Source organism: Nocardia amamiensis NBRC 102102 (assembly GCF_001612745.1).
GTDB lineage: Bacteria > Actinomycetota > Actinomycetes > Mycobacteriales > Mycobacteriaceae > Nocardia > Nocardia amamiensis.
Map to the genome: position 1 here is coordinate 1 of NZ_BDBA01000251.1, position 5,004 is coordinate 5,004.

A 5,004-nucleotide genomic window follows, 5' to 3' on the forward strand; every position below is an offset into this window, starting at 1 on the left:
GGGCGCCGGCGCGCCCCTTCGGCCGACCTTCCGCGACGATCGCACACCAGGCATCGGCGCGCCAGGTCGTACGTCCTCGCTGCGCTGCGGGCGCTCCACCTGGCACACCGAGGCCTGGCGCGCGCTCCCTGCTCCAGGCCGACCGAAGGAACACACCGACACCCAGCCCCCTCCCTGTATCAGGCCCGCGCCGCCGAACCACCTCGCGGCCTGCCGGCCGCGCACGGGGGCTCCGCCCGCCGGACCCCCGCTCCTCGCCGGAGGGGCAGGCACTCCCAAAGGCACAAAAAACCCCATCTGACCAGCAGAAACAAACGAAAAGAATGTGCGAATCACCACATCTCGAACATTGCGTGAAATGCGTGATATGCGTGCAAAACTGCTAGAATAGAGTCAGGCGAGAGAGACCGGGACCACCAGGGAACCGGCCGCCACACACCCAGGAAGGCCCCAGCGTTGACCACCACACTCGAGCGGCTGACCACCGGAGACCTGATCGCCGCCATACCGGCGATGCTCCGGTACTACCCCGAGAACTGCCTGTGCCTGATCTTCACCAAGCACGGGCACATCGATACCGTGATCCCGGCCGCCATCGACCAGGACCGCGCCGGATTCGCCGCCCACATCGCCCGCGTGGCCCACGACCACCAGATGGAAACCGCCCGAATCGTCGTGCTCGCCCACCCCGCCCGCACCAGCGCGGGCCTGGCGTTCGCCGATATCGTGCGCGATCACCTCGAAGCCCACGCCATCCCCGTACTGTCGCGCGCCCACACCTGGCACATCACCCCGGGCGCGATGTGGACCGACCTCGACAACCAAGGCGGCGGGACCATCCCCGACCCGGACACCAGCGCCGCAGCCGTCGCCGTCGTCGCCCGAGGACACCGCATCCTCGAAGCGCGCGCCGACATCGCCGCCCGCTACATCCCCACCACCACACCGGATTTCATCACCCGCCGCACGGCCGCCATTCACAGCAATCGGCCCGGATTCGCCGCCGCCGTCCTGCGCGAACTCGCCGACCGAATCGCCGTCAACGGCTACCCCGGCCCCGGACTGGCCGCGCGCGTGAGCATCCTGGCCACCGTCGACCCCGCCGCGCGTGACGCCCTGCTCGGGGTCGGCCTGATCGATCTGGACGCCGCCGCGTCGATCTATATCGACATCGCCAACCAGTTGCGCGCCCTGCCCCGCGCGCACCTGCTCGCCGCCGCCGCGACCCTCTACTACGTCACCGGCCAAGGCGTCGCCTCCTACGAGGCCATCAGCCACGCCCAGACCGCCGCCCGCGCCGCCAGGGCCGAAAACCTCTCCCTGATCAATTTCGTGACCACCGCCCACGCGCGCGCATTCCGGCCCGACCTCATCCGCCGCTTTCTCGCGGCCGGACAAATCGCCGCCGAGAAATTCGGAATAGCCGTCCCCGACTACACCGGATAGACGCCCACCTACGCCATTCTCAGAGTGACTGGCATCACACCTCTTAGAATTGCGTGACATGCGTGAATTGCGTAAGATTTAATAACAGAGGGGCGGGAAGGGAAACCGGACCGCAACCCAGCTCCTTGAGAACTCCATAGCGTGAAACCCGAGATCACAGCGGGATCGGAAGCCGGAACAGCCCGGCCGATTCCGCACCGGGGCGCACCATTCCCCGGCTGATTTCCGAACAGCAACCGACCTTTATAAGGAAGATGCACGGAAATGAGAACACTCATCAAGGCGCGCGACCTGAAAGCCGGTGACCGCGTAAGACTTGCCCCGCAATCCTGGGGACCGGCGGAAATTCTCACCGAACCCAAGAAATACGAGTCTTACTTGTACATCACTTATAAGCGCCTCGAAACCGGAGCGTGCGGAAACTCCTACATCGCGCCGGATATGGAAATCGAGGTGGCATGAGCGACAGCGACATAATCCGCGACCTGTGGATTTGCACCGATTGCGTCAGGGTGCTCGGACGCGGCGCGCAGACCGCCGAGGAAACAGCGGCGGCCGAGCGCATGTCGGAGTACTGGCCCGACCACGTACTCACCGAGACCGGCGGCGAAGGAGGTTTCAGCCACTCGCGCTGCGACGGCTGCGAAGCCTCCGGCGGGCGCACGCTCTACCCCGCCGCCGCCATCCCGCACAGCCATTTCGGCAGCGCCTACAAGACCGGAACCCGATAACGGCACAACCAGTGCCAACCGGAAACAGGAAGGAACACATGAGCACCACCGAGACCCAGCAGAACAGCCCCGCCGCCGAGCCCCGGCGCGACACCGACGACCGACTCATCACCGCTAGTTGGCCGGTCGGCCCGCGTGCGGAGTCCGGAGAGCAGAAGCGCGCGACGTTGAAAGTCATGCACCACAAGGGCACCGGATATACCGCCGTTCTCGGCACCATGCACGAGACGATCGGAGACATTTTCGTCACGCAGCGACTGAATCTCAGTTTCAGCCGCCGAGAGGTCACCATTGCCACCCTCCCCGCCGCGCGTTTCAGCCGCAAGGGTTTCGAGGAGTTCTACACCACCGCACTCGCCAAGCTGCGGGGACGGTACCAGAGCGACGACGAAGCCGTTACCACCTATTTCGACCCGGACTCGCCGGTATTCGACTATGCGTGACCAACCCCAAAAATCCGCACGACAGAAAGGAAACCACCAGCGTGCCCAAGAAAAGGCCCTCACTCGCCCAGGCCAAACAGTGGGTATCGGACGGAATCGCCGAAGCCACGGACGGTTGCCGCGTCGAGCCGGACGGCGTATGCGAGCACGGCCATAAGTCGTGGCTCATCGAACTGGGCTACATCTAGGCCCGCCGACCGGCAGCCAGTGAAGGCCCCCAACCGATCGGCCCGCAGCCCGCCGGGCTGACACCGATCACAGCAGAACCCAAGTCAGACACCAAAGCACCGGGCGGAGGGTACCCGCCCGGTGCTTTGACCCTCCACCATAGGAGACAAGCACCACCATGACAACCAGCACCATCGAACCGCGCGCCGTCGACGCCGACCAGGCCCCCGCCGACCAAGCCCCCGACACCGCGCAGCCCGACACGACCGCACCGGCCGCAACCGCTCCCGAAACCGAAGCCGAGGCCGAACCGACCGCAGGCGGATTCACGATCTCCGAACTCCGGGAACGACTCGCCGCCAGCCCCTCGGGAAAGCTCGTGATCGATGTGCACCCCGACGAGGTCACCATCGGTTACAACGTCCGTAAGTCGCAGGTGTCGGTCAAGAAACGCACCATCAATTCGGTCAAGGAACACGGCTTTGTCCAGGAGCCGCCCGCCTACATCAACGCGGACGGCCGAATCGAGATGATCGCCGGTCAGCGCCGCATTCTCGCCGCCCGTGAGGCCGGTGTGGAAAAGGTCAGCATCGTTCTGAAAACCCTGTCCGGCAAGGACGCCGACGCCATCAAGGCGGCCAAGATCGAAGCGGGACTCATCGAGAACGAAGACCGCGAGGGCATGACCTCCGGCGATGTTCTCTCGGCGGTCGAAGACTATTTGGACCTGCCCGGCATCACCCCGGCCAAGGCCGGGCGCAAACTCGGAATCGACGCCGCCGAGGCACGCGCGGTCAAGGCCCTCCGCAAGTCCGAGCGCGCCCGCACGATCGCCGCCGACGGGCAACTGACCTTCCGCCAGGCCGAAGCCCTGATGGAATTCGAGGGCGAGGAAGCCGCCGAAAAGCGGCTGTTCACCGCCGCCGGAAAGGGCACGTTCACCGCCGAGGTTGCCAAGCTGCGCGAGGAACGGCATATGGCCGCCGAGCGCGCCAAGGCCGCCGAGTCCTACACCGCACGCGGCTTCACCATCCTCGAGGCCAAGCCCTCCAGTTGGTACGGGGTCGAGCAGACGAGCCCGCTCGATTGCCTGTACCGCAAAGACGGCAGCCCCGCCAGCGTCGAGGACATCACCGACCCCAAGCAGTGGGCGGTATACCTCGAGCCCAGCGAGGTCGAGAACCCCGAAGGGGGTATGGACCTGTATTTCGAGCCGGTCTACTACTGCACCGAGGCCAAGGCGGCCGGGTTGAAGTTCAGCCGCGACACCCCGCACATCCCCAGCGCCGAGGAGAAGGAGCGCAAGCGCGCCGATAACCGAATCGTGCTCGCGGGCAACAAATACGCCCGCGCCGCCACCGAGAACCGCCGCAAGTTCGAGGCCGAATTGCTGGCGAAGCTGTGGGGACGCGACGGCAAGACGGCCGAGAAGCCCCCGGCCGGTCTGCTCGCGTGGGCGGCGAAACTGCTGTTCACCGACCCCGGAATCATCAACGAGAACAACGCCATTGCCTTGGCCGCCGAACTGCTCGGCGTCAAGGAAGCCGACATCACCCGCGACGGCAAGATGTTCGCGGACATGACCGACCCACGTGCGGCCGTGATGCTGATCGGTTTGGCGCTCGGCTCGCTCGAAGCCCGGATGCAGCGTCCGAACTACCTGCACCCGGACAAGAAGCCCAAGCCCGAATACTGGCGCGTGCTGCACCCGCAATCCGGGGTGTTCTGGACGACCGACCTCAAGCGCGCACCGCGCGAGATGATCGCCCAACTCCGCAAGTGCGAAACCGGCAAGGGCCGCAACCACAAGCCCGGCTACCAGCCCACGCCGCTCGAGCTGGCGCTACTCGGTGAGATGACCCTCACCGCAGCGTTGGAGGCCGAAGCCAAGGCCGAAGTCGGAGCCGCCGGAACCCTCACCGACCAGGCCAGCCAGAAGGCCACCGCCAAGCCGAAGCCGACCGCGACCAAGGCGACCAAGCCCAGGACGACGCGCAACAAGACCGCCACCCCGGCCGCCGAACCCACCGCGCCGCCCACCGTCGACCCGGCCGAGGACATCCCCGACGCCGAACCGGACCAGGCGCACACCCCCGCCGCCGAGGACAACGACCCCGGCGACGACTACCAGGCCGCACCACTCGCAGCCTGACCAGCCAGCGCGGGCCGGAACCACCACCACGGTTCCGGCCCGCCCCGGCCCAGCGCGGGCGCGG

General features: G+C 66.4%; 6 protein-coding genes. All 6 read left to right on the forward strand.

What is annotated here, in order from left to right; translation table 11 throughout:
- The first annotated feature begins 456 nt into the window (after nt 1–456).
- Nucleotides 457–1,446, forward strand: a complete 990-nt coding sequence (locus NA4_RS33585) for a DUF4192 family protein (protein WP_067479363.1) — start codon at nt 457–459, stop codon at nt 1,444–1,446.
- 264 nt (nt 1,447–1,710) lie between these two features.
- Complete coding sequence (locus NA4_RS33590) at nt 1,711–1,908, forward strand: hypothetical protein (protein ID WP_067479365.1); 198 nt, start codon at nt 1,711–1,713, stop codon at nt 1,906–1,908.
- The gene (locus tag NA4_RS33595) at nt 1,905–2,177 is read left to right on the forward strand and encodes a hypothetical protein (RefSeq protein ID WP_067479367.1); all 273 of its coding nucleotides are present in this window, start codon (nt 1,905–1,907) and stop codon (nt 2,175–2,177) included. The genes NA4_RS33590 and NA4_RS33595 overlap by 4 nt, the downstream gene beginning before the upstream one ends.
- 38 nt (nt 2,178–2,215) lie before the next feature.
- Nucleotides 2,216–2,620 (forward strand): hypothetical protein, encoded by a 405-nt coding sequence (locus tag NA4_RS33600; protein ID WP_067479369.1) that lies wholly within the window; start codon nt 2,216–2,218, stop codon nt 2,618–2,620.
- A 41-nt stretch (nt 2,621–2,661) separates the two neighbouring features.
- Nucleotides 2,662–2,808 (forward strand): hypothetical protein, encoded by a 147-nt coding sequence (locus NA4_RS33605; RefSeq protein ID WP_157129458.1) that lies wholly within the window; start codon nt 2,662–2,664, stop codon nt 2,806–2,808.
- A 158-nt stretch (nt 2,809–2,966) separates the two neighbouring features.
- Nucleotides 2,967–4,940 (forward strand): ParB/RepB/Spo0J family partition protein, encoded by a 1,974-nt coding sequence (locus NA4_RS33610; protein ID WP_067479373.1) that lies wholly within the window; start codon nt 2,967–2,969, stop codon nt 4,938–4,940.
- Nucleotides 4,941–5,004 lie beyond the last annotated feature (64 nt).

What these genes read in the sequence shown, in the direction of transcription:
- NA4_RS33590 (WP_067479365.1), top strand. Translation starts at nt 1,711, where the DNA reads ATGAGAACACTCATCAAGGCGCGCGACCTGAAAGCCGGTGACCGCGTA.
- NA4_RS33595 (WP_067479367.1), top strand. Translation starts at nt 1,905, where the DNA reads ATGAGCGACAGCGACATAATCCGCGACCTGTGGATTTGCACCGATTGC.
- NA4_RS33600 (WP_067479369.1), top strand. Translation starts at nt 2,216, where the DNA reads ATGAGCACCACCGAGACCCAGCAGAACAGCCCCGCCGCCGAGCCCCGG.
- NA4_RS33610 (WP_067479373.1), top strand. Translation starts at nt 2,967, where the DNA reads ATGACAACCAGCACCATCGAACCGCGCGCCGTCGACGCCGACCAGGCC.